The organism is Modicisalibacter sp. MOD 31.J, from assembly GCF_020147985.1.
Classification (GTDB): domain Bacteria; phylum Pseudomonadota; class Gammaproteobacteria; order Pseudomonadales; family Halomonadaceae; genus Modicisalibacter; species Modicisalibacter coralii.
Window position 1 is genome coordinate 452680 of sequence record NZ_JAGXFF010000006.1, and the last position, 24876, is coordinate 477555.

Annotated in this window: 23 protein-coding genes; 7 read left to right on the forward strand and 16 right to left on the reverse strand. The window is 67.5% G+C overall.

Translation table 11 applies throughout. From position 1 onward, the window contains the following. Positions 1 to 7 precede the first annotated feature (7 nt). Complete coding sequence (locus KGR00_RS21870) at positions 8 to 1285, forward strand: D-alanyl-D-alanine carboxypeptidase (RefSeq protein ID WP_224419327.1); 1278 nt, start codon at positions 8 to 10, stop codon at positions 1283 to 1285. Positions 1286 to 1376: 91 nt separating this feature from the next. Here KGR00_RS21870 and KGR00_RS21875 read toward each other — a convergent pair whose 3' ends face one another. From KGR00_RS21875 to KGR00_RS21915, 9 genes are all read right to left on the reverse strand, one after another. Continuing rightward, positions 1377 to 2054, reverse strand: coding sequence for a hypothetical protein (locus tag KGR00_RS21875; protein ID WP_224419328.1), 678 nt, complete (start codon positions 2052 to 2054; stop codon positions 1377 to 1379). A gap of 135 nt (positions 2055 to 2189) precedes the next feature. After that, positions 2190 to 2912 (reverse strand): response regulator, encoded by a 723-nt coding sequence (locus KGR00_RS21880; RefSeq protein WP_224419329.1) that lies wholly within the window; start codon positions 2910 to 2912, stop codon positions 2190 to 2192. Between the two features lie 16 nt (positions 2913 to 2928). Beyond that, on the reverse strand, positions 2929 to 4431 hold the full coding sequence (locus KGR00_RS21885) for an ATP-binding protein (protein WP_224419330.1): 1503 nt from the start codon (positions 4429 to 4431) through the stop codon (positions 2929 to 2931). Between the two features lie 147 nt (positions 4432 to 4578). Then, the gene (locus KGR00_RS21890) at positions 4579 to 5622 is read right to left on the reverse strand and encodes a LacI family DNA-binding transcriptional regulator (protein WP_224419331.1); all 1044 of its coding nucleotides are present in this window, start codon (positions 5620 to 5622) and stop codon (positions 4579 to 4581) included. A gap of 110 nt (positions 5623 to 5732) precedes the next feature. Then, a complete protein-coding gene (gene ugpC / locus KGR00_RS21895) occupies positions 5733 to 6839 on the reverse strand; it encodes a sn-glycerol-3-phosphate ABC transporter ATP-binding protein UgpC (RefSeq protein WP_224419332.1) in 1107 nt (368 codons plus the stop codon). 54 nt (positions 6840 to 6893) lie between these two features. Further along, positions 6894 to 8507, reverse strand: a complete 1614-nt coding sequence (locus KGR00_RS21900; RefSeq protein ID WP_224419333.1) for an alpha-glucosidase — start codon at positions 8505 to 8507, stop codon at positions 6894 to 6896. A gap of 36 nt (positions 8508 to 8543) precedes the next feature. After that, positions 8544 to 9386, reverse strand: coding sequence for a carbohydrate ABC transporter permease (locus KGR00_RS21905; protein ID WP_224419334.1), 843 nt, complete (start codon positions 9384 to 9386; stop codon positions 8544 to 8546). Further along, positions 9383 to 10357, reverse strand: a complete 975-nt coding sequence (locus KGR00_RS21910) for a sugar ABC transporter permease (RefSeq protein WP_224419335.1) — start codon at positions 10355 to 10357, stop codon at positions 9383 to 9385. Before KGR00_RS21910 ends, KGR00_RS21905 begins: the two co-directional genes overlap by 4 nt. A gap of 13 nt (positions 10358 to 10370) precedes the next feature. Continuing rightward, positions 10371 to 11630: an ABC transporter substrate-binding protein gene (locus KGR00_RS21915; protein ID WP_224419336.1), complete on the reverse strand. Its 1260-nt coding sequence runs from the start codon at positions 11628 to 11630 to the stop codon at positions 10371 to 10373. 323 nt (positions 11631 to 11953) lie between these two features. Here KGR00_RS21915 and KGR00_RS21920 point away from each other — a divergent pair, with 323 nt between their 5' ends. After that, positions 11954 to 13456 (forward strand): carbohydrate porin, encoded by a 1503-nt coding sequence (locus KGR00_RS21920; RefSeq protein ID WP_224419337.1) that lies wholly within the window; start codon positions 11954 to 11956, stop codon positions 13454 to 13456. A 69-nt stretch (positions 13457 to 13525) separates the two neighbouring features. Here KGR00_RS21920 and KGR00_RS21925 read toward each other — a convergent pair whose 3' ends face one another. Next, positions 13526 to 14452: a lysine exporter LysO family protein gene (locus tag KGR00_RS21925; protein WP_224419338.1), complete on the reverse strand. Its 927-nt coding sequence runs from the start codon at positions 14450 to 14452 to the stop codon at positions 13526 to 13528. A 263-nt stretch (positions 14453 to 14715) separates the two neighbouring features. After that, on the reverse strand, positions 14716 to 15399 hold the full coding sequence (locus KGR00_RS21930; RefSeq protein ID WP_224419339.1) for a hypothetical protein: 684 nt from the start codon (positions 15397 to 15399) through the stop codon (positions 14716 to 14718). 150 nt (positions 15400 to 15549) lie between these two features. Here KGR00_RS21930 and KGR00_RS21935 point away from each other — a divergent pair, with 150 nt between their 5' ends. Then, a complete protein-coding gene (locus KGR00_RS21935) occupies positions 15550 to 16110 on the forward strand; it encodes a DJ-1/PfpI family protein (protein WP_224419340.1) in 561 nt (186 codons plus the stop codon). 69 nt (positions 16111 to 16179) lie between these two features. Here the strand turns inward: KGR00_RS21935 and KGR00_RS21940 are convergent, their stop codons facing one another. The 3 genes from KGR00_RS21940 to KGR00_RS21950 form a co-directional block, all read right to left on the reverse strand. Beyond that, positions 16180 to 16941: an ABC transporter permease gene (locus KGR00_RS21940; RefSeq protein WP_129141821.1), complete on the reverse strand. Its 762-nt coding sequence runs from the start codon at positions 16939 to 16941 to the stop codon at positions 16180 to 16182. After that, positions 16938 to 17915, reverse strand: a complete 978-nt coding sequence (locus tag KGR00_RS21945; protein ID WP_129141842.1) for an ABC transporter ATP-binding protein — start codon at positions 17913 to 17915, stop codon at positions 16938 to 16940. Before KGR00_RS21945 ends, KGR00_RS21940 begins: the two co-directional genes overlap by 4 nt. A gap of 87 nt (positions 17916 to 18002) precedes the next feature. After that, positions 18003 to 18899 carry a LysR substrate-binding domain-containing protein gene (locus KGR00_RS21950; RefSeq protein ID WP_224419341.1) on the reverse strand — a complete coding sequence of 299 codons (897 nt, stop codon included), beginning with the start codon at positions 18897 to 18899 and terminating at the stop codon, positions 18003 to 18005. Between the two features lie 100 nt (positions 18900 to 18999). Between KGR00_RS21950 and KGR00_RS21955 the strand changes: the two genes are divergently transcribed. From KGR00_RS21955 to KGR00_RS21970, 4 genes are read left to right on the forward strand one after another with little or no spacing between them, the layout of a single operon-like run. Next, positions 19000 to 19629, forward strand: a complete 630-nt coding sequence (locus KGR00_RS21955) for a LysE family transporter (RefSeq protein WP_224419342.1) — start codon at positions 19000 to 19002, stop codon at positions 19627 to 19629. 56 nt (positions 19630 to 19685) lie between these two features. After that, a complete protein-coding gene (locus KGR00_RS21960) occupies positions 19686 to 20132 on the forward strand; it encodes a MarR family transcriptional regulator (protein ID WP_129141824.1) in 447 nt (148 codons plus the stop codon). 32 nt (positions 20133 to 20164) lie between these two features. Beyond that, the gene (locus KGR00_RS21965) at positions 20165 to 21226 is read left to right on the forward strand and encodes an HlyD family secretion protein (protein WP_129141825.1); all 1062 of its coding nucleotides are present in this window, start codon (positions 20165 to 20167) and stop codon (positions 21224 to 21226) included. Positions 21227 to 21234: 8 nt separating this feature from the next. After that, the gene (locus tag KGR00_RS21970; RefSeq protein ID WP_224419343.1) at positions 21235 to 22335 is read left to right on the forward strand and encodes a DUF2955 domain-containing protein; all 1101 of its coding nucleotides are present in this window, start codon (positions 21235 to 21237) and stop codon (positions 22333 to 22335) included. 77 nt (positions 22336 to 22412) lie between these two features. Here the strand turns inward: KGR00_RS21970 and KGR00_RS21975 are convergent, their stop codons facing one another. After that, the gene (locus KGR00_RS21975; RefSeq protein ID WP_224419344.1) at positions 22413 to 23342 is read right to left on the reverse strand and encodes a glyoxylate/hydroxypyruvate reductase A; all 930 of its coding nucleotides are present in this window, start codon (positions 23340 to 23342) and stop codon (positions 22413 to 22415) included. 25 nt (positions 23343 to 23367) lie between these two features. Next, positions 23368 to 24774, reverse strand: a complete 1407-nt coding sequence (locus tag KGR00_RS21980; protein ID WP_224419345.1) for a PLP-dependent aminotransferase family protein — start codon at positions 24772 to 24774, stop codon at positions 23368 to 23370. Between the last annotated feature and the right edge of the window lie 102 nt (positions 24775 to 24876).

A 24876-nucleotide genomic window follows, 5' to 3' on the forward strand; every position in this document is an offset into this window, starting at 1 on the left:
TCTCGCCATGCTCGGGTTGTGCCTGCTCACGATGTTCTGTGTCGTGGCCACCGCCCAGGCCGCACCCAATCCGCGCTATGCGTCGATCGTCGTCGACGTCGAGAGTGGTGACATCCTCAGCGCCGCCAATGCCGATGCCGCGCGCTATCCGGCCTCGCTGACCAAGATGATGACCCTCTACCTGCTGTTCGAAGCCCTCGATGAAGGCCGGTTGTCGCTCGACGACGAACTTCCGGTGTCGGCGCACGCCGCCGCCCAGCCGCCTTCCAAGCTGTGGGTCCGCAAGGGGGGCAGCATCCCGGTGGAGGACGCCATTCTGGCGATGATCGTGCGCTCCGCCAACGACGTGGCGGTGGCCGTGGGTGAGGCCCTGGGTGGCAGCGAGCCGGCCTTCGCCCATCAGATGACCGCCAAGGCCCGCGAACTGGGAATGGCGGACACCACCTTTCGCAATGCCTCGGGGCTGCCCGACGCGGGGCAGGTGACCACGGCGCGCGACATCGCCCGCCTGTCGGTCCATCTGATGCAGGACTTTCCACAGTACTACGGCTACTTCGCGCGGACGCAGTTCGTCTACAAGGGCAAGACGATCCCGGGCCACAACAATCTGCTCGACAGCTATCCGGGAACGGATGGCCTCAAGACCGGTTACATCGATGATTCGGGCTTCAATGTCGCGACCTCGGCGGTCCACGACGGCCGGCGCCTGGTCTCGGTGGTGATGGGCGGCTTCACCGCCCGGTCCCGGGACAGCCACATGGCGTCGTTGCTGGATCGCGGTTTCGTGCGCGCCTCGCTGCTCGATCGCGGCGACTGGATCGCCAAGGCCGACCTCTTCGAGGGCCGGGGGGCGGCTGCCGCCAGGGCCTCGGCGAGTCCCACCAAGGCGGTGGGAACCTCGCTGGCGGTGGCCCGGGGTGCGACGCCGGTCGAGGCGTCGGTTCGCGACGGTGCGCGGCGGGCGTCAGCCCCGGTCGACGACCCGATTCGCCGCCTGATCGCCCAGGGCGACGCCGCCGTATCGCCGGCAGTGGCCCAGGGCTGGGCGGTGCAGGTCGGTGCCTTCAGCAACCGCAACAGCGCGCGTCTGCGTGCCAGCCAGGCGGCCGACTACCTCGCTTCCGATCTGGGACAGGCGACGATCTCGGTGACCGAGGCCCAGGGCGAGCAGGCGGTGTACCGCGCCCGCGTCGTCGACCTTCAGGAGGATCAGGCGCGCCACTCCTGCCGGCAACTGGCCACTCAGGGCATGGAGTGCGTGGTGGTGGCCGGCGTCGACCCCTGAAACGCGCTTTCCCGGCGAACGACACCCAGCCCCCGTTCGGTGACGAACGGGGGCTTTGTCTTGCGGGGGCCGGCCGGGGTCCGGCCGCGCCTCACTCGGGCTTGGGCGGTCTCGTGGGGCCGCCGGGGCGGGGCCCGTCATGGGGCGGGCGGAGCTGCTCGAGCACCGCCATCTGATCGGCGTCGAGGACGTCGGCGAGCGTATCGTGCTGGGTCTGCATGAGCTGTTGCCAGGCCTGATGGCGGGCGTCGCGGCTGTCGAAATCCCGTGCTCGCAGAGCCTGGGCCCGTTCGCGGAAATCGTCACGGGCGGTCTGCAACCGGGCACGCTGGTCGTCGCTGAGGTTCCAGCTCTTGAACAGGGCGGCGAACAGTGCCTGGGGATCACGCCGGTCGGCACCGGGGCCCGGAGCTGGGCCGCGGAGAGCATCGCGCGGCCCGCGATGCGTGAAACCGGGGCCGTCGCGGTGCGGCCCGGCGAAGGTGTCGAGCGCGGCGAGCTGCTCGGCGGAGAGAATCTCGGCGAGTCGTTCGTGATGGGCCTGGCGGAGTGACTGGCGCTGTTCGCGGTAATGGCGCTGCGCCTCGTCGAAGGCCTGACGGGTGGCATCGTCGAGGTGCCAGCTATCGAACAACACCTCGAGCCGATCTTGGGGGCCGGCCATCGGGGGCGGACAGGGGGCGTCGACCGGCGCGGCCTGGGCCAGGGCGATGGGGCCGCCGGCGAGCAGGGCGGCGAACAGGGCAGCGGTAAGGCGGGTCTTTTGCATGACGGCGTCTCCTGAGTAGTGACACCGCCAGTATCGGCCCGGGATGTGCAGGCGCTGGGCAAGAAGCACGCATATTCCGTGCAATTGATTGCACATTGCCTGCGCAATCGCTCGTTTTTCCGGCGCGGCCGGCTGTCACTCCTCGGGCTGGTACTTGTAGCCGACGCTGTAGACCGAGCGGATGATCTCGCGCTCGGGCCAGATCTCGGCGATCTTGCGCCGCAGCTTCTTGACGTGGCTGTCGACGGTGCGCTCGGAGACGATGCGGTGGTCGCGGTACATGTGGTCCATCAGCTGCTCGCGGGAGAAGATCCGCCCCGGAGAGTGCATCATCACCCGCAACAACTGGAATTCCACGGCGGTCAGCCCCAGGTCCCGGCCATCGGCGAGCGCGCGCCAGCCTTCCTCGTCGAGTACCAGCGACGCCGCCACGCCGGAGGGCTCCGGGGCATCGGGCTGACTGACGCGGCGCAGTACCGCCTTGACCCGGGCGACCACTTCGCGCGGGCTGAACGGCTTGCAGATGTAGTCGTCGGCGCCCAGTTCCAGACCCAGCAGGCGATCGACCTCCTCGACCCGGGCGGTGAGCATGATCACCGGCATCCGTGGCCAGCGCTGGCGAATCTCGCGACACAGTGTCAGGCCATCGGTGCCGGGCAGCATCAGGTCGAGCAGGACCAGTGCCGGCAGTGCCTCGCCGGGGCGGTCCGCCAGCCAGGGCATGACATCGTCGCCATGCGTCAGATGATCGCTGGCGAAGTCGCTGCCGGCCAGGTAGTCGGCGAGCAGCCGGGCGATCTTGGGTTCGTCCTCGACGATCAGGATGCGTTCGTTCACCGCGCGGTCTCCTCGGTTCATCGTCGCCCCACCCGGCTCAGTCGGGTTCGGCGTGGCTCGCCGTGGGCGTGGCGAGCGGGAAATGCAATGTCCAGCGTAGTCCGCCCAGCGGCGAGCGGGAGGGGATCATGCGCCCGCCGTGGATCGCGACCAGGGCGCTGGCGATCGACAGCCCCAGCCCGCTGCCGCCGCTGCGCCGGTTGCGCGAGGCCTCGACCCGGTACAGGCGTTCGGTGAGGCGCGGCAAGGCGTCCTCGGCGACCCCGGGGGCGCTGTCCTCCCAGATCACCCGGCATTCCATCTCGTCGCTTTCCAGAGCCACCCGCAAGCGCCCCGGGGTGTCGGTATAGGCCAGGGTGTTGGCGATCAGGTTGGTCCACAACTGGCGCAGGCGCTGCCCGTCGCCCTCGATCAGCGCCGGCCCGACGATGCGGGTTTCCAGGGTCAGCCCGACATCGTCGAGCCAGCCGCGGGCCTCGTCGAGACGCGCGCCGAGGCTCTCGGCCAGATCCAGCGGCCGGCGGTCGGCTTCCAGGGTCCCGGCGTCGCTGGCGGCGAGCAGGCGCAGGTCGCTGACCAGGCGCTCCAGTTGCGCGACTTCCTGGCTCAGCGACCCCAGGTTCTCGGCGTCGGCGCGGCGGATGCCGTCCTGCATCGCCTCGATCTCGCCGCGCAGCACCGCCAGCGGGGTACGCAGTTCATGGGCGATATCGGCCACCCAGCGCTGGCGCGAGCGTCGGTTGGCCTCGAGCGTTTCGGCGAGCAGGTTGAAATCGTGGGCCAGGCGGGCGAGCTCGTCGCGACCGCGTTCGGCCAGACGCACGCTGTAGTCGCCTTCGGTCAGCCGCCGCGTCGCCAGCGCCATGCCCCGGGTGCGGCGCCCCAGCCACCATGCCAGCCCCCCGGCGAGGAGCAGCGACGCCAGGGCCAGCGAGGCGACGATGATCGACAGGTTGCGCTGCTGGCGGTCGAGGAAGATGCGATCCATGCGCGCCATGAGGGCCCGCGGCGGACGGTAGTCGAGCTCGCCGACGGGCTGCCCCTGACTGATGATGGGGACACGCTTGAACGCACCCGGCGGGTCGCCAGGGCCATCCGGACCACCGGGGTCACTGGGGCCCTGCGGCCTGCCGGGGCCCTCCGGACCGCCGTGTTTCCCGGGCCTTGGCGGGCCGATCACGATGCGCCCCCGGGCATCGCGCACGATGAAGTCGCGGGGTGTGCCCAGTTCGCGCTGCAGGTCCTGCGAGGGCTGGCGCTCGCCCGGCCACAATTGGCGATGCACCAGTTGAAACCAGGCGCGCGGGTTGTCGCGCAGCCATTGCCAGTCGCCGCGGTTCGCATAGGCCTCGCCCAGCGCGGTGGCCAGCGTCTCCGCGCGGTTGGCCTGGCTGCGCTCCAGATAGTCGAGGAAGCCCTGGTCGAGGCTGCGCGAGACGAACAGGAAGATCAGCCCGCAGGTCAGCACATTGACCAGCAGGATGGTGGCGAAGAGTTTCAGGCCCAGCGGCGAGAGGCCGGGGCGGGCGAAGCGCTTCATCGCGGCGGCTCCTCGGCCGTGCATGGGTGAATCGCGACCGGCGGGTTCGAAGAGGGCATGTGAGTGACGCGGTGACGAACGAACCTTCATCATCGCTGATCGGCGTGCCGGGCGTCGCCGGTAAATGTGCAAGCTCGATGGAAGTCGTCAGGGGGCGGTCTCGCCGACGATCAGCTCGGTTTTCAGCAGCCGCGATTCGCGCGGTGTCAGGCCCAGGATCATCGAGGCCGCGACGCGCCCCTTCTCGACGCTGTCCTGGCGCACCGTGGTCAGCCGCGGGGCTCGGTACTGGCCTTCGGCGATGCCGTCGAAGCCGGTGATGCGCAGATCCTCGGGAATACGCAGGCCGCGCTGTTCCGCCAGCGTCAGCACGGTCAGGGCAATGCGATCGGACATGCACAGCAGCAGGTCGGGGCGTTCGTCGTCGGGCAGGTCGAGGATCTCGGCAATGACCGGCGCGCAGACATCGAAGGTGTTCTCCTCGATGTTCCACATGGGCACCTCGTCCGGCACGAAGTGGTGTTCGCTCAAGGCCTCGTGGAAGCCGGTCAGGCGTACCCGGGTGATGGTCTGCGATTCGCTCAGCAAGGGCTGGTCGATGACCCGGCCGTTGCTGGGTTCGAGGGTCGAGCGCAGATTGATGATCGCCGGGTGGCTCGGTCGGTGGCGCAAGGCGTGCCGCGCGATGGTCAGGCAGGCCGCATGGTTGTCGATGTGCACCGAGGCCTGTCCGGCGAGATCGAAGTCGACGGACATCAATGGCCGCTGAGAGGGCAACTGCTGGTGCATTTCCGGATCGGGCAGCAGGCCGTAGACGATGAAACCGTCGGCCATGCTGGCCGATTCCAGGCGCAAGCCCCCCCGACTCGGCAGCAACAGCAGGGTATGGCCATGCGCGTCCAGGACTTCGGCGACGCCGGCGAGAAACTCGCTGGCCACGGCGTCGTTGAGGCTATAGGTCAAGCTGTCGGCGAGGACCACCGCGATGATGCGCGAGCGCCCGGTGCGCAGGCTGCGCCCCCGGGCATCGGGACCGAGATAGCCCACGGCCCGCGCCTCGCCGAGAATCCGGTCGCGCAGCGCCGGCGACAACTGGTCCGGGCGGTTGAAGGCATTGGACACCGTGGCGGTGGAAACCGCGAGCCGGGCGGCCAGATCCTTGATGGTGATGCGGCGATTCGGTGGGGTCACGGCCTGTCTCGTTGCGGGTCGAAGGGGCAGAATACCTGTCTGCCCGCATACTCTCTAGGGCCCTCAGTGGCCCGATGGGCGACGCTCGACTCGCGACCCGGGCCCATCGATCAGGCGGCATGGCGCGCCTGTGCCAGGGGCAGCGCCCGGCCGTCACCGTCGAACAGGTGCACGTTCTCGAGCGCCGGCGCGAGGGCGGCGCGCTGACCGATTTCCCAGCTTCCCGGCGCGTCGCTGCGATGGATCAGCAGCGCCTCGTTCGGCCCGGCGTCGAGATAGACGTAGACCTCGTTGCCCAGGTATTCGACGTTGACGACCTCGAAGGCATTGTCGCCCTGGGCCTGGGCGAGACACAGGTGTTCGGGGCGGATGCCGAGGGTCAGCCCGGTGCCTGGGGCAAGGCCCTGGCTGGACTGTGGCAACGACAGCTCGCCGATGCCCTCGACGTCGACGCGGCAGCCGTCGGTACCGCCCTCGCGCAAGGTGGCGGGCAGGAAGTTCATGGTCGGCGAGCCGATGAAGCCGGCGACGAACTGGGTGGCCGGCTGCTGGTAGAGGGTCTGGGGGCTGCCCACCTGTTCGATGCGCCCGCCGTTGAGGACCACGATCTTGTCGGCCAGGGTCATCGCCTCGACCTGATCGTGAGTCACGTAGATGACCGTCGAGCCGAGACGCTGGTGCAACCGGGCGATCTCGTTGCGCATCTGTACCCGCAGCGAGGCGTCGAGGTTGGACAGCGGTTCGTCGAACAGCAGGATGCGCGGCTCCCGGGCCATCGCCCGACCCATGGCCACGCGCTGGCGCTGGCCGCCGGAAAGCTGTTTGGGCTTGCGTTCGAGGAGTTCCTCGAGCTGCAGGATGCGGGCGGTCTCGATGACCCGGTCGCGCACGGTCTGCTCGGCGGTCTTGGCGAGCTTGAGGCCGAAGGCCATGTTCTCGTAGACGGTCATGTGCGGGTACAGGGCGTAGGACTGAAAGACCATGCCCACGCCCCGCTCGCGAGGCGGCAGGTCGTTGACCACGCGCTCGCCGATCTTCAGGTCGCCGCCGCTGATCGATTCCAGCCCGGCGACCAGCCGCAGCAGGGTCGACTTGCCGCACCCGGACGGGCCGACGAAGACCACGAACTCGCCGTCGGCGATCGACAGGTCGACGTCCTTGATGATGTGAGTGTCGCCAAACGACTTGTTGAGCTTGTCGAGCGTCACGCTTGCCATGAGTATGCTCCTGGCCGGCGCTTCGGCACCGGCGGCATGTCGTCCAAAGTGAGATCAGTCCAGGCGCAGGAAGGCGGCCTGGTAGCCCGGCAGATGCAGGTCGCGCTCCGCGAGTTCTGCCGTGAAGCCGGGCACGTCGAGCAGATGCCCCGCCTCGGGAAGACGGCAATCCCGGGCGGCGCCGGCAAGATTGAACACGCACAGCAGGCGCTCGTCGCCCCGTTCTCGCACGAAACCCAGCAGCTCGTCGCCGACGTCGACCAGCCGCAGATCGCCGTCGAACAGGGCCGGCTGCCGGCGGCGGAAGGCCAGCAACGCACGCAGGCCGTTGAGCAACGAATCGCCGCTTGCCTCCTGGCGTGACACCGCGCGCCGCCGATGGCGCGTGTCCACCGGCAGCCAGGGTTCGACCCGGGAGAAACCGCCCCGGGCGTCGTCGGTCCAGGGCATCGGGGTGCGACAGCCGTCGCGGCCCTTGAACTCCGGCCACAGGACCTTGCCGTACGGGTCCTGGATACGTTCGTAGGGCACGTCCGCTTCCGGCAGGCCGAGTTCCTCGCCCTGATAGAGACAGACGCTGCCGCGCAGCGACAGCAGCATGGCCAGCGCGACCCGCGGATAGGCGTCGGGGTCCTCGTCGCCGCCCCAGCGGGTCGCGCTTCTGACCACGTCGTGGTTGGACAGCGCCCAGCAGGGCCAGGCATTGCCGGCGATGCGCTGGAAGCGTGCGATCACTTCGCGAATGTAGCCCGGGGTGTGCGGGGTGTTGAGCAGATCGAAGGTGTAGGCCATGTGCAGCTTGTCGCCGCCGGCGGTGTACTCGGCCATGCGCTCGAGGGGCTTGTCCTCGCTGATCTCGCCAATCGTGGTCGTGCCCGGGTATTCGTCCATGAGCGCCCGCAACTGCACGAGGAAATCGAGGTTCTCCGGCCGACTCAGATCATAGACGTGGCGCTGCCAGGTGTAGGGGTTGGCCTCGGGGGCGCCCAGGGTCCGTGCCTCGCCGGGTTCGAGGGGCGGGTTGTCGCGCAACGCGGGATCGTGAAAGTAGAAGTTGACGGTATCCAGGCGGAAGCCGTCGACGCCCAGGTCGAGCCAGAAGCGCATGTTGTCGAGCTGGGCGGCGCGTACCTCGGGGTTGTGGAAGTTGAGATCCGGCTGCTCGACCAGGAAGTTGTGCAGGTAGTACTGGCGGCGCCGGGAGTCGAAGGTCCAGGCCGAGCCGCCGAAGATCGACAGCCAGTTGTTGGGCGGCGTGCCGTCGGGTTTCGGGTCGGCCCACACGTACCAGTCGGCCCTGGGATTGGTTCGATCGCGCCGGCTTTCCTGGAACCAGGGGTGCGTTTCCGAGGTGTGGCTGATCACCTGGTCGATGATCACCTTCAGGCCCAGGGCGTGGGCGCGCGCGAGTAGCGCCCGGAAGTCGTCGAGGGTACCGAACATCGGATCGACGTCGCGGTAATCGCTGATGTCGTAGCCGAAATCGGCCATCGGCGAGGTAAAGAAGGGCGACAGCCAGATGCCGTCGACACCGAGCGAGGCGACGTAGTCGAGTCTTTCGGTGATGCCCGGCAGGTCGCCGATGCCATCGCCGTTGCTGTCCAGAAAGCTGCGCGGATAGATCTGATAGATGACCCCGCCGCGCCACCAGTTCAGGTTGTCCTGCATGTATGAGTCCTTGAATTCGTGGAGAGAAGGCCCGCGTTAGCCTTTCACCGCGCCGGCGGTGAGGCCCGAGACGATGCGTCGCTGGAAGATCATCACCAGCACCACCAGCGGCACGGTGACGGTGACCGAGGCGGCCATGATCGGCCCCCAGGGCAGCTCGTGCTGGCTGCCGCCGGAGATCAGCGCGATCGCCACGGGCACGGTGCGTTCCTCGTTGGTGAGGGTGAAGGTCAGGGCGAAGAGAAATTCGTTCCAGGCGGCGATGAAGGCCAGCAGGCCGGTGGTGGCCATGGCCGGCCACATCAGCGGCAGGAACACGCGGGTGATGGTCACCCAGGGCGTGGCGCCGTCCATGATCGCCGCCTCTTCCAGTTCCTGGGGAAGCTGGCGCATGAAGGTGGTCAGCACCCAGACGGTGAACGGCAGGGTGAAGATGGTGTAGCTCAGGATAAGCCCGCCCGGACTGTTGTAGAGATTCAGCGTGCGGATCACCTCGAACAGTCCCGAGAGCACGGCGACCTGGGGAAACATCGATACCCCGAGCACGATCATCATCACCGTGGTGCGACCGCGAAAGCGCACCCGGCCCAGGGCGTAGGCGGCGGTGATGCCCAGCAGCAGGGCGATGGCCACCACGCTGACGGCGACGATGATCGAGTTGACGATCGCCTGGACGAAGCTGTCCTGGGAAAAGATGGTGCGGTAGTTGCTGAAGTCCACGCTGCTCAGCCAGTAGTCGACCCGGAACAGCTCGCTGGAGGGCTTCAACGAGGTGATCACCGCGTAGTAGAAGGGAAAGACCGCATAGACGAGCAGGATGGCGACCAGCAACCAGAAGCCGGTGCGCTTGATCAGGGTCTTGGCGTGTTTGGCGCTCATGGATCACCTCCCAGCTGACGGCGGCCGAGGTAGAGATAGATCACGGTGACCAGGGCGATGATCAGGAACAGCAGGGTCGAGGCGGCGCTGCCGTAGCCGACGTCCTGGAACTCCACCAGTTGCTGGCGGGCGTAGATCGACATGGTCATGGTATTGGTCGAGTTGGACGTCAGGACGTAGATGACGTCGAACACCCGCAGGGCATCGAGCAGGCGGAAGATCACCGCCACCAGCAGCGCCGGGGTGATCAACGGCAGGGTGACCCGGAAGAACACCTTGACCGGGTGGATGCCGTCGACCTCGGCGGCCTCGAAGCAGTCGCGGGGCAGCATCTGCAGGGCGGCCAGCACCAGCAGCGCGACGAAGGGAATGGTCTTCCACACGTCGACGATGATCACCGCCCACATCGACAGGTCGGCGTCGGCGGTCCAGGCCAGGGGCGCGTCGATCAGACCCAGGGCCATCAGCAGGTGGTTGATGATCCCGAACTGGTCGTTGAGCATCCACGCCCACATCTTGGCCGAGACGATGGTGGGGATCGCCCAGGGGATCAGCACCGCTGCGCGCACCAGCATGCGTCCCTTGAATTCGGCATTGAGAATCAGCGCGACGATGATCCCGAAGACCGTTTCCAGCGATACGGAGACGGCGCTGAAGAACAGGGTGTTCCACACCGACTGCCACCAGGCGGGATCGGTCAGCAGGCCGTACCAGGCCCCGTCGTCGTGGACCAGGTAGTTCTCGAGGCCGATGAAGCTGGCGCCGGTGGTGTCCGCCAGCGAGGCATCGGTGAAACTGAAGTAGAAGGTGCGCACCAGCGGCCAGCCGGCGACCAGCGCCAGGGTGACCAGCATCGGCACCAGGAACAGCCAGGCCGCGCGTACGCGCTGCCGGCGAACCTGGGTGCCCCGTTGAGCCCCCCGACGCGTCGGCGCCGGGGTGGGAGTCGAGTGAGAGTCGCTCGTGGCCATGATCAACCTCGGGTTACCAGCGGCGGCGCTTCATGCGCTCGAGTTCGTGCTGCAAGCCGGAGACCGCCTGTTCGCCGCTGGTGTCGCCGGCCAGCACCTGGTGCGCCGCATTGAAGAAGGCGTTGCTGACGCGACCGTACTTGTCGCCGGTGGGGGCGGAGGGACGGGCCACGGCGTGGGAGAAGGTGTCGTAGAGCTTGCCGAAGAAGGGCACCGCGGCGAGCACCTCGGGGTCCTGGTAGAGCGACTTGATGGTCGGGTTGTAGGACCCCACGATGGCGCGGCGCTTCTGCTCCGCCTCGGAGGTCAGGAACTTGACCAGTTCCACCGCCAGATCCGGGTGCTCGCTGTAGCGGGAGACGGCCAGGTTCCAGCCACCCAGCGTGGCGGCGCTGGTGCCGTCCGGGCCGTGGGGCAGGGTAGTGACGCCGACCTTGCCGCGCACGTCGCTGTCCTCGCTCTGGGTCAGTGACCAGGCATAGGGCCAGTTGCGCATGAACACGGCATTGCCGGACTGGAAGACGCCGCGGGCCTCTTCCTCGGTGTAGTTGAGTACCCCGTCGGGCGAGATGGTGCCGATCCACTGTGCAGCCTGGTCGAGGGCGGCCGCGGCGTGCGGGTTGTCGATGGTGATCTCGCCCTGGTCGTCGACGATGGTGCCGCCACCGTGACTCGCTACCCACTCCAGCGCGTTGCAGGTCAGGCCCTCGTAGGCCCGGCCCTGGAAGACGTAGCCCCACATCCTGTCGTTGCCGGCCTGACGCTCGCCCTGCTGGATCGTCTCGGCGGTATCGGTCATGGCCTGCCAGGTCTCGGGCAGGTCCCGGTCGTACTTGGCCAGCAGGTCCTTGCGGTAGTAGAGCACCCCGGCGTCGGTGAACCAGGGCATCGCCACCAGCCGGCCGTCGATGGTGTTGTTGTCGACGATTGCCTGGAAGTTGCCATCGACGACGTCCTCGCCGCCCAGCTTGCGCAGATCGACCAGATGATTGGCCAGCAGGCCCGGCCAGACCACGTCGATCTGCATGATGTCGATATCGCTGGAATGCGCGGAAAGAATCTGCTGATAGAGCGACAGTCGCTCGGTGGAGGAGTTGGGCGTGGAGACCACGTCGACGCTGTGGCCGGTCTGTTTCTCCCAGGCGGCGACGCCCTCCTTGCAGAGTTGCAGTTCCGCGCCTACGGCACCGCAGGATATGGTCAGGTCGGCGGCGTGGGCCTGGCCGACGGTGGCGCCGGCCAGTGCGATGGCAGGGATCAGTTGGCGAATCATGGCGAATACCTCCGGCATGGGTTGTTGTTGTGCGGGAAGCCCGTGCCTCCCGAGTCATGTCAGTGACGCTCTCGTTGCCTCATACTCGTTGCGTCATATCGAGTCTTAAACGTTTAAGTTCGTTAACGTTAGTCGCCCTTGCCGCCTGCCGACAACCTAGACTTTGGTGGGGTGAAGGCGGAGTTCATGGACGGAATTAGACATTGGTCAAAATTGGCGTTGTGGGTTTTGAAGCTCTTAACTTAAACGTTTAAGTTTAAGCTCGCTTCGCCGTGGCGCCTGCCGGGCGAGGCGATGACAACAACCACAACGGGAGTCATTCCATGTCACGTTTTCCGACTCGCACGCCACTGACCCTTGCCGTCGCCCTGGCATCGCTGAGTGTCGTGTCGACCGCCGTCGCCCAACCCCAGAGCCTGGAGGCCAGGCTGGCCGCCCTGGAAGCGCGGATCGCCGCCGCCGAACAGCGCGCCACCGCCGCCGAACGGCGCGCCGATCAGGCCGAGGCGGCGCTGGATGCCCTGGATGATGCCGATCTGGAGCAGCGCCTGGCCGATGTCGAGGCACATGCCGACGGCGATCTGGGGCTGTCGCTGAATGCCTATGCGCGCTCGGGACTGTTGCTGGACAACCACGGCAAGAGTGCCCCGGGCGGCCCCTACCTGACCCCGGCGGGGAGTACCGGTGGCGCGGTAGGGCGCCTGGGCAACGAACCGGACACCTACGTCGAGACCACCCTCAACTACAAGCAGCGCTTCGACAACGGGGCCCGCTCGCACTACCGGATCATGCTGGCCGACGGGGTCACCACCAGCAACGACTGGACCGCCGACGAGTCGGACCTCAACGTCCGTCAGGTCTATGCGCAGTTCAGTGACCTGCCGAGCTTCACCGGCGCCTTCGAGGATGCCAAGATCTGGGCCGGCAAGCGCTTCGACCGGGACAACTTCGATATCCACTGGCTCGACAGCGATATCATCTTTCTCGCCGGCACCGGCGCCGGGGTCTACGACATTCGCCTCAGCGACGCCTGGACCACCAACGTCTCGCTGTACGGGCGCAGCTTCAGCGACTACCCCGTGACCGGCAGCGACAGCCCGGGGCTGACGGGCAGTACCGACAACCTGATCTTCACGCTCAACAACCACATCGGCGACTGGCAGTGGATGGTCAATGGCCTGTCGGCCAACGACAACGACGAGCGCGATACGGGTAGCGAGGCCACCGCGGCGGACAGCGGCTTCCACACCATGCTGGCCTATCACGGCGACAGCTTCTTCGGGGTCGGCGAGGGCAGCTTCAAGGCGGCGGCGCTCTATGGCCGGGGTCTCGGCGCCGAGGTCAAGTCGCTCGGTTCCGACGGCAACCTGCTCGATGACGCCGAGACCACGCGACTGGCGGTGTATGGCACCACCTACCTGGCCCCCCGCTGGCGCCTGGCGCCGGCCGTTCTCGCCCAGCACAGTGCGGATCGTTACGCGCGTGGCGACAGCTACGACTGGGCGACCTTCAACGCCCGCCTGGCCAACGAACTGACCGAAAACTTCGAGATGCAGTACGAGGCCAGCTACCAGTGGATGGACCTCGACCCGCAGGGCTACCAGGGACACAACGCGGTGGATGGCGCCTATACCAAGCTGACCGTGGCGCCCACCTTCAAGCCCCAGGTCGGTGGCTTCTGGCAGCGGCCGGAAATTCGCCTGTTCGCCAGCTGGAGCGACTGGGACAGTGAGCTCAACGACTTCGCCGGCGACGACGCCCTGGGGGACGATACCTTCAACGGCGGTGAGTGGACCTTCGGCACCCAGATGGAACTCTGGTTCTGAGACGCGCCACGTCATCGCGATGATCGATCGAGCCTGGCCCGCCACCTGAGTGGCGGGCTTTTTTGCGGGTTACAACGACAGCAGCAACAGGATCAGCGGCGGCGAGAGCAGCGACAGCAGGAAGCCGCTGACCACGGCGATCGGCACGCAGGCCACGCCCCCGTATTGCTGGATCGCCGGCAGGGTGAAATCCATGGCGGTCGCGCCGCCGAAGCCGATCGCCAGCGGCGTGGCACGACGAATCAGCAGCGGGATCAGCAGGAAGGCCAGCAGCTCGCGGGCCAGGTCGTTGAAGAAGGCCGCGCCGCCGAGCACCGGCCCCAATTGATCGCCGATCAAGATCCCCGACAGCGAATACCAGCCGAAGCCGGATGCCATCGCCAGCCCCTCGTTCCAGTCGAGATCGAGCAGCGGCGCGGCCAGCAGCCCGGCGAGCAGCGAACTGGCTACGACCGTGAGGGCGATCGCCAGACCGTGACGGTTGAGGAGAATCTGCCGGAGCGGCATGCCCGAGTTGCGCAGTTGGCAGCCGATCAGCGCGAGCAGGGCATAGAGTACCCAGGTGGCGAGGTGCTCGGCGAGTTGGGGCGCCTCGGCCCAGCCCAGCGCCTTCAGGGCCACGCCCAGGACGATCCCGGCGACCACCACGCCGGCCAGCGACAGCGAGCCGGCCATCGCGGCGAGCTTGCTGGTCGGCGCGTTGGGCACGCTGGGCGAGGTGCCGGCATGCAGCTTGCTGCGCCGCGACAGCGCATAGAGCGCCACCAGGTTGACGGGGGTGATCACCGCGAACAGCGTCGCGGCCTGACCGCTCATGCGGGCGAGCTGGCCGCCGAGATCCTCGAAGCCGGTCAGGCTGATCCCCATCAGACCGAGGATGGCGTAGATCGAGCCGTTGACGCTGCGGTCGATCGCCCGCTGCACGCCGTCGTGGGTCACCGGCACCAGATAGCCGAGAATCAGCGGTAACAGAATCCAGAACAGGCCGGAAAGCATCCACGCTCCTTGGGCGGTCGCCATGACAGGGGGCGCCTACTCTAGCAGAGCGCGGAAGGCTTTCGGATGTGGCCGGCACGACGATCGCTGATGGGGTATCAGCCTGACTGATGTCGAATTCTCAAGCATTGCCTGAAAAGTCGACGAGCGAAGACCAGACAAGGCAAAAATTAGTGAAAAAGCGGAGTTTACGCACTGTAAATGAGCATTTTGAGCTGATTTTTAACGCAGTATGGTCGAGCACAGTCAGTTTTCAGGCAATGCTAGCGGTCGAGCGAGATCAGCTCCAGGGTACTGACGACCTTTCCCTCGCGCCGGTACTCGGCGCCCAGCAGCAACCCCGGAAGTTCGGGGGTGAAGCGCAGCAGCAGGTGGCGGTCGGGCTTGTCGGGTCGCCAGGTATCGACTCGCACGCTGGGGAAACGATGGCCGGATGCGAGGGTGTCGCCGCGTTCGGTCACGCGGTAGTCCAGGGTGACGGTATCGCCCCGGTGATCGAGATAGCGCAGCGTACACGGCTCGCTGTCCGCCCCCACGCAGGAAGCCGCAGGCGCCCGGCGCGCCAGCACGATCAATGTCGTCTGGCGATCCGGAAGGTCATCGAGTTCACGGCCGCTGAGCCGATAGTCGTCGCCCAGCCCGAACAGCCGATAGCCGCTGGTGTAGAACAGCGCATCCAGATGGTCGCCGGCGAGACGAAAGCGGCTCAGCTCGTGGCCTTCGGCGACGGCGATGCTCGCCCGCATGGCGCTTTGCCACTGACCGCCGTCATGAGTCAGACGATGGTGGAGGGTCACGTCCGGCCAGCCGTCGACATGCAGGCGATAGGTCGCCGAAAAGGGCGCGAGCGAGGCGGCGGCCCGGACGGCCTGGGGGAGCGCGAGGCACGCCAGCAGAACCACTGCCAGGGCATGATTGCGCCACCGGGCCAGCGACGAAACGGACATGGCAGCTCCTCGATGCGTCGATGCTGGTGGGACTCCGCGCCGGTCGGTGTGTTCCCGTCGCTGCGACTCGGCGTTTGCCGGCGCGCCTGCTAGGCTTGAAGCCTGCCCACCGGTTGAACCCCATCATTCACCCTTCAGGAGAACACCGTCATGGCCAAGATTCTGTTGATCGCGGGGGATTTCGTCGAAGACTACGAGATCATGGTGCCGTTCCAGGCCCTGCAGGCCATGGGTCATGCCGTGCATGCCATCTGCCCCGACAAGCGCGAGGGCGACAGCGTCAAGACCGCGATCCACGATTTCGAGGGCGATCAGACCTACAGCGAGAAGCCCGGTCACGCCTTCACCCTCAACGCCACCTTCGCCGAGACCGACCCCGCCGACTATGACGCCCTGGTGGTCCCCGGCGGTCGCGCGCCCGAGTACCTGCGGCTCAACGAGCGGGTGCTCGAGGTGGTGCGCCACTTCATGGACGGCGACAAGCCGGTGGCGGCGATCTGCCACGGCGCGCAGCTGCTGGCCGCCGCCGTGTCGCTGGAAGGGCGCAAGGTCTCGGCCTATCCGGCCTGCGCGCCGGAGGTGCGCCTGGCCGGCGGCGACTACGCCGACATCGCCGTGGACCAGGCCGTCACCTGCGGCAAGCTGGTCTCCGCCCCGGCCTGGCCGGCCCATCCGGAGTGGCTCAAGCAGTTCAATGCGCTGCTGGACTGAAGGCGCCGGCAGAGACGACGTTTTCACGGGGTATCCAGGAGGATGCCCCGTTTCTTGGCTATCGCCGGATCAGGGCCGGATCCGATAACCGGTACGGAAGATCCACGCCACGATGCCCAGGCACACGCTCAGGAACAGCAGGATCATCCCCAGGCTGGCGAACAGACTGACGTCGGCGAGGTTGAAGAAGCTCCAGCGGAAGCCGCTGATCAGATAGACCACCGGGTTGAACAGGGTCAGCGTCTGCCAGAGTGGCGGCAGCATGTCGATGGAGTAGAAGGTGCCGCCGAGGAAGGTCAGCGGGGTGATCACCAGCAGCGGCACCAGTTGCAGCTTCTCGAAGTTGTCGGCCCAGATGCCGATGATGAAGCCGAGCAGGCTGAAGGTGGCCGCGGTGAGCACCAGAAACAGCACCATCCATAGCGGATGGGCGATCTGCAGCGGCACGAACAGGCTCGCCGTGCCCAGTATCAACAGCCCCAGAATGAGCGACTTGGTGGCCGCGGCGCCGACGTAGCCGAGCACGATCTCGAAGTGCGAGACGGGCGCCGAGAGCAGTTCGTAGATGGTCCCGGAGAACTTGGGAAAGAAGATCGCGAACGAGGCGTTGGACACGCTCTGGGTGAGCAGCATCAGCATGATCAGCCCGGGGACGATGAAGGCCCCGTAGCTGACGCCCTCGATCTCGGTGATGCGCGAACCGATGGCGCCGCCGAAGACCACGAAGTACAGCGAGGTGGACAGCACCGGCGAGACCACGCTCTGCAGCAGCGTGCGTCGTGCCCGGGCCATCTCGAAGCGATAGATCGAACGTACCGCGATGAGGTTCATTGGCGCTCCCTGACCAGGTTGACGAAGATATCTTCCAGCGAGCTCTGGTGAGTATGCAGATCCTTGACCTCGATGCCGGCGCCGGTCACGGCGTTGAGCAGCCCGGCGATCCCCGTCTGCTCGCGGCTGGCATCGTAGCTGTAGACCAGGGCATAGCCGTCGTCGGCGAGCTCCAGCGGGTAGCCGGCCAGCGCCTCGGGCACCTGGCCGAGCGGCGCCTGCAGCTGCAGGGTCATCTGCTTGCTGCCCAGCTTGCGCATCAGCGCATGCTTCTCGCTGACCAGCACGATCTCGCCCTTGTTGATCACCCCGATACGGTCGGCCATCTCTTCGGCCTCCTCGATGTAGTGGGTGGTGAGAATGATGGTCACGCCGGCGTCGCGCAGCCCGCGCACCACGTTCCACATGTCGCGGCGCAGTTCGACGTCGACCCCCGCGGTGGGTTCGTCGAGAAACAGGATCTGCGGCTCGTGGGACAGTGCCTTGGCGATCAGCACACGGCGCTTCATGCCGCCGGACAGCGTCAGCAGCTTGTTGTTGCGCTTGTCCCACAGGGCCAGGTCCTTGAGCACCTTCTCGATGTGCGCCGGATTAGGCGGCTTGCCGAACAGCCCGCGACTGAAGCTGACGGTGTTCCACACCGTCTCGAAGGCGTCCGAGGTCAACTCCTGCGGCACCAGGCCGATCCGCGAGCGGGCGGCGCGATAGTCGCGGACGATGTCGTGGCCGTCGGCGAAGACCCGCCCGCCGCTGGGATTGACCAGCCCGCAGATGATGCTGATCAGGGTGGTCTTGCCGGCACCGTTCGGCCCGAGCAGGGCGAATATCTCGCCGCGCCGGATCTCCAGGTCGATGGGCTGCAGGGCCTGGTAACCCGAGGCATAGGTCTTGGTGAGGTTCTCGACCCGGATGATCGGCGTCGCGTGTCCGGTGTCCGGCGCCGTCGCGGGGGACGGCTGTGTCGCGGTCGGCATATCGGTCATGGGTGTGCTTCCGCAGTAGGGACTCGCCGCGTGGGCGTGGTGACGGCACCTTAGCACATCGCCGCCGTCGGCAGGCTGCTAGGCGCTGTCGGCAAGGCGGCGTAGCGGTGCCGCCTGCTGTTGCAGCCAGTCGACGAACGCCTGCAAAGGCGCCTGCGCCAGGGGCGATTCGCGGCTGATGATGACGTACTCGGCGCCCGTGGGCCGCATGCCGAACGGGGCGATCAGTCGCGCGTCGCGCAGATCGTCGTGGACCAGCGGCAGCGGGCCGATGGCCGTGCCCAGGCGGTCGATCGCCCCTTGCAGCGTGAAGTAGAAGTGGTCGTAGTATTGCTCGCCGGCGTTGCGGTAGGGCGTTTCGCTGGCCCGGCACCACTGGGCCCAGGCATCGGGCCGGGTGCGGCTGTGCAGCCAGCGGGCCCGGGACAGATCGCGGCCCAGGACCTCGTGCCAGCATTCGGGGTGGCACACCGGCCCGGCCAGTTCGGGGCACAGCGGCGTGATCGTCACCCCGTCGGGGCGCGGGAAGTCGAGCCGGCGTATCGCCAGGTCGCAGGCCGAGCGCTGCAGGTCGATGGGACCACCGGCGGTATGCAGGTCGACCATGGTCGACGGCTGGGTGCTGCGCCAGTGGTCGAGCCGCGGCATCAACCAGCGCATGGCCAGCGATGGTTCGCAGGACACGCTGAGCGTGACCGGGCCGTCATCGCGATTGAGTCGCTCGAGCCCCGATTCCAGGGCGTCGAATGCCTTGTCGGTGGCCGTCAGCAGGCGGCGTCCGGCTGCCGTCAGACTGACGTGACGTGCGTGGCGTTCGAACAGCGCGACACCCAGGCGTTCCTCGAGCCGGGCGATCGCGCGACTGATGGCGCCATGGGTGACATGCAGTTCCTCGGCGGCACGGGTGAAGTTGCCCAACCGGGCGGCGGCCTCGAAGGCGGGCAGCGCGGCGAGCGGGGGGAGCTGGCGAGACATCGGTGAGTGTCGCTCACGGCAGCGGTGAAAAACGGTCGATTCCGTCGCCGCCCACGGCGGACGACAATCGCGGGATCGCGGTCATTCAGGACAGCTTACTATGCTTCATCTTCCGGTTGAATTGCTCGCCGTGGCGGGCATCACGCTGCTGGCGGTCGTCAGCCCCGGCCCCGATTTCGCGTTCATCGTGCGTTGCGTGGTGACGCGTGGCAGTCGGGCGGGGTATCTGGGCGCGGCGGGGATCGCCACCGGCATTGCCATCCACGTCAGCTATACCCTGCTGGGCTTTGGACTGGTGCTGGCACGGCACGCCTGGCTGATCGACATCGTGCGCTACCTGGGGGCGGCTTATCTGATCTGGCTGGGCCTGGGTGCCTGGTGGCCGCGCGATCGCGGTGACGCGAACGTGCAGACTCGCGATGCCCAGCGTGCCAGTGGCCAGGTTGCCGCCTGGCGGCAGGGGCTGCTGTGCAATCTGCTCAACCCCAAGGCGATGCTGTTCATCGTCGCGCTGTTCAGCCAGGTGGTGGCCACCGACACGACCTGGGGCGTGCGCTGCGGCTACGGCGTCTTCATCGTGCTGGCGCATCTGGTGTGGTTCGCCCTGGTGGCCCGGCTGCTGGCTCTGCCCGCCTTTTCGCGAGCCATTGCCCGCGGCGCCGGGATCATCGACCGAGTCGTCGGCGGTCTGCTGGTGGCGCTGGGGGTCCGCATGGCCAGTCTCCCCTGAGCGGGGACGAGTCGGGCTATTGATTATCAGGCTAAGTATCTGGCAAAATACCTAGCATGATAAGTATTGAGTGCTTCGACCGCCTGCCCCTGGGGCTGAAGATCGCCTCCCTGGACCGTCACTGGCGCGCTCAGCTCGACGCGGCCATGCAGCCGCTGGGCCTGACCCAGTCGCGCTGGGCGGTGCTGCTCCACCTCGAACGCCTCGGTGACGGGGCGACCCAGTCGGCCATTGCCAATGACCTGGGTATCGAGCTGCCCTCGCTGATGCGCACCCTGGAAAACCTCGAAGCGGCGGGGTTGCTCGAACGCCGGCGCTGCCAGGCGGATCGTCGGGCACGCAGTGTCACCTTCACCCCGGCGGGGCGTACCGCCCTCGAACAGGTGCGCGAGCGCGTGGAAACGGCGCGTCGCTGTCTGCTGGCGGACGTCGATGCCGACGACCTGCGCGCCTTCGAGCGGGTGGCACGACGCATCTTTCTCAATACCCACCGAATCGACTGATACCTCGCAGGACGCTTGCACAAGAGAGACCCATGACACCGGAACAACGCTTTGCCCGCTGGGTACAGGTCGCGCTGGCGGCCTTCGTGGTGCTGTTCGGCTACTTCCTGGTGGCCGACCTGCACATGCCCCTCACGCCCCAGGCCCGCCTGATCCGTCAGGTGGTCAGCGTCGCGCCCCAGGTCTCGGGGCAGGTGACGGCGGTCGAGGTGGCCAACAACCAGCATGTCGAGGCCGGGGAGGTGCTGTTTCGCATCGACCCGTCCCGCTACCGGCTGGCGGTGGACGAGGCCAAGCTGGCGCTGGAGCAGGCCCGGCGCGAGAACGCCCAGCTCGATGCCCGGATCGCCGCGGCGCGCGCCGATCTGAGCGAGGCCCGCGCCGATGCCGACAATCTCGCCCGCGATCTCGAGCGCTACGAGGATCTGATCAAGCAGCACAACGTCTCCCGTCAGCAGCGCGATGCGACGCGTTCCCATTATCAGGCCGCCCAGGCCAAGGTCGAGGCCGCCCGGGCGAGCCTGCATCAGCTGGAGGTGGAGCGCGGCGACCCGGGCGAGGCCAACCTGCGGCTGCGCCAGGCGCGCAATGCTCTCGCCCAGGCGAAGCTGGACCTGAAACACACCCGGGTGCGGGCGGACATCGCCGGTACGATCAGTAATCTGCAGCTCGAGGCGGGAAGCTATGCCGCGACCGGGCAGGCGGTGCTGGCGCTGGTCGGTGACGTGCCGGATCTGGTTGCCGACTTCCGTGAGAAGAGTCTGCGCCATGTGCATGCCGGCACCCCGGCCGCCGTGGTCTTCGATGGCCGGCCCGGCGAGGTGTTCGCGGGGCACGTCACCAGCCTGGACAGTGGGGTACGCAATGGCCAGCTCAGCGCCAACGGCGAACTGGCGAATCCCGTCGAGTCGGATCGCTGGGTGCGTGATGCCCAGCGCATGCGCATCCACGTGGATCTGGACGAGGGCGTGCCGGACGTGCCGCCGAGCGGCGCCCGGGCGACCGTGCAGCTTTATCCGAGCGACAACCCCCTGTTCGATGCGTTGGGTCGCCTGCAGATCGATCTGATCAGCCTGTTGCACTACATCTATTGAGGCGCCCCATGCCCAGATTCGCGATCGGCCGCTGGTGGCCGGGGACGCGGCGCCGGCCCGCGGCGCCGGCCCACCCCCTCAAGGAACTCGACGACAACGACGTCCGCCAATGCCTGCGCGTCGCGTTCGGCAGCACGCTGGGGTTCACCATCTCCAACCTGTTCGGCTGGAACTACGGCGTCTTCTTCACCGTCTACCCGATGCTGCTGCTGGCGCTGGTGCCGACGCTCAACGGCCACGTGATCCGTCAGTTCCTGGGCAGCGCCTTGATCAATACCGTGGAAGTGGCGCTGATCGCCGGCTTGTTCAGCCATCTGCCGTTGGTGATGACGTGCCTGGCCTTCATTCTCTTCGCCGGGCGCTTCCGGCTGATGAGCGGCGGGCCGCTGTTCCTGTTCGGCGCTCAGGGCATGGTCAGCCTGAGCGTGATGTTCCACTTCGCCAGTTACCCCTCCACCGATCTGCACGACATGCTGGCCAGCAACCTGGTCGCCAGCAGCCTGACGGTGGCCATCGCCTCGGTGGTCTACGTGCTGATCCCTGACGCCGAGCCGCGCCGCCCGCCACCGCGGCGAACCAAGTCCTTGGCGCGCCAGCGCCACGAGACGCTGCTCGGGGCCAGCGTGGCGACGCTGTCGTTCGTGGTCTTTCAGGTCTTCGACCTGCGTGACTCGCTGTCCGCCCAGGTGGCGACCATCCTGATCCTCTTCCCGCTGACCTTCGACGGGGCCGTGGTGGCGGCCAGACACCGTGCCACCGGGGTACTGCTGGGCTGCAGCTTCGGTCTGCTGGTGCAACTGGTCCTCTACAACCATTCCGGCAACCTGTGGCTGGTGGTTCTGCCGCTGTGGATCGGGATCATGCTGTTCGCCCGCGAGCACCTCAAGGAAGGGGTCGGCTCGGGCGCGGGATTCGGCGGCATGACCACGGTGGGCATCCTGTTCGGCCAGTATCTGTCGCCGGGTCAGGACCTGGTCTACAGCGACCTCTATCGCTTCAGCTCGATCTGCGTGGGCATGCTGGTGACCCTGCTGGTCGCCTATCTGGTGCATCGCCTGCTCAACCGCTTTCCGGCGACGCGGCTGGTCTACGAGGATGCCGTTCACTGATCGTGGGGTGGCCGAGGCGGCGAGATGGCCAGGGGCAGTGGCGAGGCATCGCCACTGCCCGGGGGGGCGCGGCGGCGTCAGTACCCCGCGCCGGGGTCGATGGTCTCGACGTCCTCGCCGGCGTCCAGTGCGCGGATCAGCTCGGCGACCTGGTCGGCGGCATCGCGCACCGGGGTCGGCGCGGCCATGTGCGGGGTGATGCGCACGCGCGGATGGTCCCATAGCGGGTTGTCACGGGGGAGTGGCTCCTCGGTGAAGGCGTCGAGCAGCGCGCCGCGCAACCGGCCCTCCTTGTCGCCGGGGCCGAGGGCGTCGAGCAGCGCGGCCTCGTCGATCAGGCTGCCGCGACCGGGATTGATCAGCGTCGCGCCTTCGGGCAGCCGTGACAGCGTCCCGGCATTGACGATGCCGCGGGTACTGTCGGTGTCGGGCAGCAGGGTGACCAGGGTACGCACCCCGGCGAGCAGGTCGGAGAGGCCGGCCTCGCCGTGATGGCAGGTCACGCCGTCGAGCGATTTGGCCGAGCGGCTCCAGCCGTGCACCGGGAAGCCGTCCTCGGCCAGCGCCCGGGCGACGTGGGCGCCGATCGCGCCGAGCCCCAGCACGCCGATCGGCCAGTCCGCCTTGTCGATCAGCGGCTGCTCGAGCCATGTACCGTGGGTCTGCTGGGCGAAGTAACGGTCGAAGTCGCGTTGGAAGTAGAGCACCCCGAAGCGCACGTAATCGGCCATCAGCGGTGCCATGCCGGCATCGCGCAGCTTGACGATGGGGACGCCGCGCGGCAGGCCCGGATTGTGCAGCAGGGCGTCGACGCCGGCGCCCAGATTGACGATGCCCTTGAGACGGGACTGCCCCTCGAACAGCGAAGCGGGCGGCTTCCAGACCGCCAGATAGTCGGCGGGGGCATCGCCGGCCGCCTCGCTGGTGACGATCTCGGCATCGGGCAGACGCCTGGCGAGCGCCTGGCACCAGGTATCGGCATCATCGGTGTGGACTACGACTCGCATCGTTGCTCCTTTGGCCGCGGGGCTGTCAGTAAACGATCTCCAGCATGGGCGGCGGTGACTCGTTGAGCAAGCGCGCCACCAGTTCCAGGCCACGTTCGAGGCGTGCCAGATCGGGTTCGGCGCCGAGGCTCAGGCGCACCCGCCGCGGGGGCGGCGTCTGCTCGACCATGAACGGCGGCGAGGCGGTGATCGCCACGCCTTCCTGCTCGGCCTGCTGGCGCAGCTCCTCGGCGCGCCACGAGGCGGGCAGGGCCAGCCAGACATGCAGGCTGGACGCGCGCGAGGTGACGTCGTGTCCGCTCAGGTAGTGCGCTGCCAGCCGCTGGCGTTCGGCGAGTAGGGCGCGTTGTTCGCGGGCCAGGGTTTCCACGGTGCCATTGGCGAGCCAGTGGTCGGCGAGTTCGAAGATCAGCGGCGTGGCCATCCAGCTCGTCGCGCGCAGGCGCGGCAAGGCATGGTGCAGCTGACCGCGCGGCACCGTCAGGTAACCGGCGCGCAGCCCCGGCACGGTGACCTTGGTGAGGCTGGTGACGTGGAAGCCCTGACGCGGCAGCCGGGCGGCCAGCGGGGTCAGGCCGGGCGGTTCGAGCAGGGCCTGGACATCGTCCTCGATCAGCCACACCCCGTGGCGGGCCAGCACCTCGGCCACGGCGTCGCGGCGGGCTTCGCTCATCGTCGCGCCGGTGGGGTTGAGCTGGGTCGGCGTCAGGCACACCGCGCGCGGTTGGTAGCGGCGGCAGGCGGTGTCCAGGGCGTCGGGCATCACGCCTTCGGCGTCGATGGCGATGCCGCGCAACTGGAAGCCCAAAGTCCGCGACAACGCGATCAGGCCGTGGTCGGTGAGCGCTTCGGTGAGCACCACGTCGCCGTGCTGAACCACGGTGGCGACCGCCAGCATCAGGCCGTGGGCGCCGCCGTTGCAGAGGATGCGCTCCTCGACATCGCCGGGAACGCCCAGCCGGTCGCGCAGCCAGTAGCCGGCGCGCTCGCGCTGGTAGGGCAGTCCGGCGATCGGTCGGCACGCCGAGATCACCTCGGGCGAGGCCTGTTCGGCGAGCTCGGCGAGCGTCTCGCGAAAGCGCAGGTGGTGGGTCGGCGGGCAGACCGGATGGGCGATCGACAGATCGATCAGGGCCGCTTCCGGCCGCGCCTCGCTGGCCCGCAGGTATTCCGATTCGCGATTGTCGTCGAGGGTGTTGATCCAGGTGCCGCTGCCCACCCGCGCCTGCACCAGGCCCATCTTCTCGGCCTGAGCGTAGGCGCGCGACACCGTCTGCACGCTGACGCCGAGCGTCTCCGCCAGTTGGCGGTGCGGCGGCAGTCGCGTGCCGGGCGTCAGCTCGCCCTGGCGGATCGCCTCGGACAGCGCCCGGGCGATGGCCAGGAACTTGGGTCCGTGCGGCGAGAGATAGGGCGTCAGGTCAATTGTCATGATTCAATAAAGCCTTTGACGGCCGGCTCGGCTCTGGTGCTAGTATCAGCAGCAGGACATTGGCAGGTAATTGTCATGGTTTCAATGACTCATGATCATGAC